A 4,878-nucleotide genomic window follows, 5' to 3' on the forward strand; every position below is an offset into this window, starting at 1 on the left:
GATGCTAACCTCTCCCATGGACGCTCCCCTCCGTAGCGGTGCTTCAACACCCGCCACCTTGGCACATCGATGCCGCCGGGGGGCGTCCACCCCATCGCTTACATGACTGGGACCACAGCATCCGGATCGAGCGGGTCACCGAGGCCAGCCCGGGCGTGACCTATCCAAGGCTTCTGAAGGCCAGCGGGGCCTGCCCGCCCGAGGATGTCGGCGGTGCTCCGGGCTACGAGGAATTCCTCGAAGCCCTCGCAGATCCGGACCACGAGCAGCACGACGACATGGTCGGCTGGTCAGGTGCATCCTTCGATCCCGAAGATGCCAGGATCGACAGGATCGTCGAACGCTTTGACCAACTCGCGAAGAAATGGTCCCCGCGGCCCGGCAAGCCCAAAGCACCCAAGCCCACTCCCTGAGCACGGACACCCGTCCGCGGCCTACGCCGGATGGTTACGTTTTCTCTACGCCACTTTCAATCGAACCTCGCTAGCCCCTCCGCCTGTCTTGACCACCTCGATTTGAACCGGGATCCGGTCTTTCATTGCCTGGACATGGCTGATCACGCCCACCGTTCGCCCCTGCNTTTTCTCTACGCCACTTTCAATCGAACCTCGCTAGCCCCTCCGCCTGTCTTGACCACCTCGATTTGAACCGGGATCCGGTCTTTCATTGCCTGGACATGGCTGATCACGCCCACCGTTCGCCCCTGCGCCTGCAACCGCTCCAGGGCGTCAATGGCAAGATCGAGGCTATCGGAGTCCAGCGACCCAAAGCCTTCGTCGATGAACAAGGTACCGGCCAAGGCACCATGTGTACCCATGCCCGAAAGGGCCAAAGCGAGCGCCAGAGAAACAAGGAATCGCTCGCCACCCGACAAAGAGCGCGTCGTGCGGCGATCACCGGCCATGTCGAGATCAACGACGAGAAGCGCTAGGTCAGACGCGGCGACCTCCAACTGGTATCGTGGCTTGAGGTCCCTTAAGTGCAGATTCGCACGCTCCACGAGAAGGCCCAAGGTTACGGCTTGCGCGATCTGGGCAAAGCGATCTCCGCTCGCAGAGCCGATGGCTTCATTAATCGCGAGCCACGTATCGGCGGTCGCGCTGGCCTTCTTGATCTCGGTCTCAAGGCCCTTCAACCTTTCCTGCGCCTGAAGGTCTGCTGACTGCTGTTCGATCAACCCGCCGATCTCTTGGGCCCGTTTCTCGACCGCAGCATTGACCGCGTCCTTGCGGGCCTCGAGCTCATCCCGAGGCTTGACTGGAAGTCCCTTTTCTTCGATGGCAATCAAGGCAGACTCGAGCTCCTTGAGCGCGCCGTCGGCTTCGGTCTTTTCAGTTTGTGCTTTTTGGACCTGTTCGCGGAGGAAAGTGACCTCTGCGTCGGAGGCTGCGTGAAGTGCGATCACGCGCTCAAATGACAGACCCGCAGCAGCGCACGCGGCCGAAAGCGCTCCCTCGGCGGTCTTCGCACGGATTTCAGCCTGATCAACGGTCTGGCAAGCGGCGGCTAGCGCACTCTCAAAGCTCGCGAGAACGATCGCTTCGCGCCCGGCCGTGGCTTCAGCGTGCTGGAGTGCGAGGAGCGCGTCCTTTCGCGCATCGTTATGCCGCGTCCGGTGCACCTCCGTAGGCTCACCGCCCAGCAGCGATGCCCTTTCTTCTCTGAGAGCATGGAGGTTCTTGGTCCGCGCATCCCTTTGAGCCGTGGCATCCGCCTCTGCACGCCTTGCGACTGCGAGCTCAGCCGCAGCTCGGGCGATGTCGGGCCCCAGCACTGCAAGCCGGGCCCGATAGTCGGTGAGGCGACGCTGCGCCTCCGTCAGGTCGGAGACGGCCCTTTGCAGCTCGCTTAGCACGTCCTCTGCGCCCTCGCCGAACGCTTCCACATCGCGGCCTAGCGCCGCGAGGATTGGTCCGACCCGGGTGTCGATCTGCTCGACCGCTGTTCTTGCAGTCTCGATATTCGCGGACAGCTTCTCGATCCTTGACCCGGATCCCGCCATCCTTTGATCAAGATCGCGGATCTGTGCCTCAAGGCGTGCGATCTCACGCCCTTGTGCATCGATCACCCTGGCTGCGTCGTCATGAATCCTGTCGACCTCCTCGAGGCGGTCCCGGTCTTGCTCCAGCTTCTTGCGCCACTCGCCGATCGTCACGACAATCTGCGCGTATACGACATCACCGACACCGGGCTCGCGCGGGAGCCGGTTGTCGAGAGCGGTGCCGTCTAGAAGGCCGCGCGCTTCGGTGAAAGCCTCGATGGCCTTCGCGAGGCGACTGTCGAGCTCTGGCCTGATCGCCGTCTCCGCGGCGCTGATTTTCTCGGCTTCGGCCGCTGTTCCGTCGGCGTTTCGGAGTGCGTCCATCGCCGCAGAGTACGCTTTCTCTTCGGTCTCAAGCTGCAACCGGAGCTCGGCCGCAAGCTGCGCCAAGGCGCTGTCCTGCATCACAGGATGAGAGAGCGACTGACAGACAGGGCACGGTTCTCCATCCCGGAGATGCTGCCGCAGGCGCGCAGCTTCGGCCGAGACTGCGGCCGCAGCACTGGCGACCGGACGCCTGAGCGTTTCGACCCTTTGCCGGGCGGCCTCGACCTCTGTGGTCGCAATCGCCTTCGCCGCGACCGCAAAGGCAAGCTGTGCGCGCGCATCTGCGATCTTCCTTTCACTCCCGGAGATCACGCTTCGTGCAGCGCCCACCTCTCGATCAGCGCCCTGCACAGCGCGCAGGTCCGTCGCCGCTTGTGACAGACGCACCAATCTGGCGGACGGGTTAGCGGACCTCAACGCCTCGCGCTCACCCGCAACCTGATCCTGCCTCTCGCGGGCAGCCGTGATCGTAGTGTCGGCCCTCCTGATCGCGTCCTGCGCGGTCGTCTTCGTCTTGACGTCGATCGCTATCGAGTCTGTCAGGTCCGCTTTCTCGACCAACCATGCTGCCAGGCTGGTGGCCGCCTCGATACGATCCTGAAGGCGACCCTCGAGCATCGTCCAGTTCGCCAACAACGTCTCGTGGCCGACGACGGCTTCGAGGGTGGCGCTCTCCCGCGCAACAGCCGCCTCGAGCGCCGTCTTGTCCCTCTCCAAGTCCTGCGAAACAGCATCCGCCTGTCTTGCCTGTTCGGCCGCATCGGCGAGTTTCGCCTCGGCATCCCGTAATTCGCCCTCTGCGGTCCCGATGTTCCCATCCAGGGTCGTCGCGCGTGTCCAGTCCGGGCCGAGCTTCTTGAATAGCTCTTCCGCCGCGTCGTGATCGGCCTTTGCCGTCAGCACTACGACGTTCGCTTCCTTCACCAGCGCATCCTGCTGATCATGTTTGATGATGAGGTCATCGCGTGATGCCGCAGCATCGGCGAGAGCTTTGACCGCGGTTTCCCGTTCCTTAACCTCGCCGCGCAGGCCGCGCGCGCCTTCCCATTCCCTGAGCCAAGCTTGGTTCTCAGCACAGTCTTCAAGCGCTGTTTGCGCTGTTGCCACCCGCTGCCTCGCCTTGGTGACTTTCGTATGGGCCTCGTCCCGCGATGCATAGACGGCGATCTCGGCCGAGATCCGCCGAAGTTCCTCGCCATCCAGGGTTTGGAGGTCTCGCAGTGCCCCAATTTGCGCGGACAGGGCCTCTCGTTCATCCCCGGACAAAAGCCTGTGCTCGCCGCGCCGCGTTTCGAGCGAGTCGAGCGAGCGCCGCGCCTCCGCATGGCGCTCGAAGACCTTCCGCGAGATCGCCCGATAGATCTCGGTGCCTGTCACCTTTTCGAGGATCGCAGCCCGGTCACCCGTCTTTGCAACGAGAAAGGCATCGAAATCGCCCTGCGCAAGGAGCACTGTCCGCCGAAACTCATCATATGTCAGACCGGTCAGCTCGACTATGCGCTCGTTCACGATGGAGATTTGCGTCGCGAGGACCTGCTTGTCCGACAGCCGCATCACGCTCCGCTCCACTGCCTGCAGCCTCCCATCCAGTCTTCCCCGCGCCCGGCGAGCCATCCATTCCGCCGCATAGTCCTCTCCGTCGACCGCCCGGAACACTACGCGTGCAAACCCGCTGGAAGCTCCACGGCGAAGTGCCATACGGGGATCGTTGGACTTCAGTTCTTGACCATCGACGTCCTCCACGCTTTCCCGAGTGCCAGCGCCCGAGAGGCGAGGACAGTCGCCATAGAGGGCCAGACACATCGCATCGAGAAGGCTCGATTTCCCTGCGCCGGTCTCTCCCGTAATGGCAAAGAGGCCGGCAGATGACAGAGGTCCTTCATTGAGTCGGATCGCAAAAGGCTCAGCGAGGCTCGCGATGTTTTCCCCGCTGATCGAAAGAATCTGCATGGCTCACAGGCTCCCCAGAATGTCGCGGAACCCCGCAAGGTGGCGATCGTCAGGAGCTATGCCGTGCCTACGGCTGAACGCTTGCACGAAGAGGTCCTCGGGTTGCGTGTCTTTGAGGGAGATTACTGGGGCTACCGAGGCGGCACTCTCTGGATCCGCATCCACGGCACGATGGATTCGAATGCCGGCTGGACGAACGGGCAGCGCGCGCAACAGCGCTTCGGCTTTGCCTATGATCACGGTAGGCGCGTCGGGCCCGGCCGCAAGTTCGACATAGACAAGGGGTTGCAGTCCTATGTCTGGGACAGCGACGACTTCCAAAAGCGCGGCTTCCAAGTCGTCGAGGTTCATCGTCCCTGACTTGGGCAATCGGAGGACCGGAGCCGGCCCGGGGATATCGCGATGGCGTGTCGTGATACTGCGTCCATCGATCTCAAGGATCGTGACGCCGTGACTGTGGGGTCTGCTGCCGGACGGTGCTAAATCCTACGCTAAGCCGATAAAACGCGCCTTCCGTGGTCCCTGAGGTTTCCGTTGGCATCGACGTAGCGATAGAGGGT

General features: G+C 62.8%; 3 protein-coding genes. 2 read left to right on the forward strand and 1 reads right to left on the reverse strand.

Annotated elements, in window-relative coordinates:
- The first annotated feature begins 38 nt into the window (after nucleotides 1-38).
- Nucleotides 39-413, forward strand: coding sequence for a plasmid pRiA4b ORF-3 family protein (locus ACDP63_RS24170; protein WP_409928791.1), 375 nt, complete (start codon nucleotides 39-41; stop codon nucleotides 411-413).
- A 173-nt stretch (nucleotides 414-586) separates the two neighbouring features.
- Here ACDP63_RS24170 and ACDP63_RS24175 read toward each other — a convergent pair whose 3' ends face one another.
- Nucleotides 587-4,318, reverse strand: coding sequence for an AAA family ATPase (locus ACDP63_RS24175; RefSeq protein WP_409928792.1), 3,732 nt, complete (start codon nucleotides 4,316-4,318; stop codon nucleotides 587-589).
- Between the two features lie 39 nt (nucleotides 4,319-4,357).
- Here ACDP63_RS24175 and ACDP63_RS24180 point away from each other — a divergent pair, with 39 nt between their 5' ends.
- Complete coding sequence (locus ACDP63_RS24180; protein WP_409928793.1) at nucleotides 4,358-4,678, forward strand: hypothetical protein; 321 nt, start codon at nucleotides 4,358-4,360, stop codon at nucleotides 4,676-4,678.
- Nucleotides 4,679-4,878 lie beyond the last annotated feature (200 nt).

The sequence above is a fragment of the Paracoccus sp. P2 genome, from assembly GCF_046335115.1.
Taxonomy (GTDB): Bacteria; Pseudomonadota; Alphaproteobacteria; order Rhodobacterales; family Rhodobacteraceae; genus Paracoccus; species Paracoccus pantotrophus.

Excerpts from the sequence above, each read along its gene's own strand:
- ACDP63_RS24175 (WP_409928792.1), bottom strand. The coding sequence starts at position 4,318 with ATGCAGATTCTTTCGATCAGCGGGGAAAACATCGCGAGCCTCGCTGAG.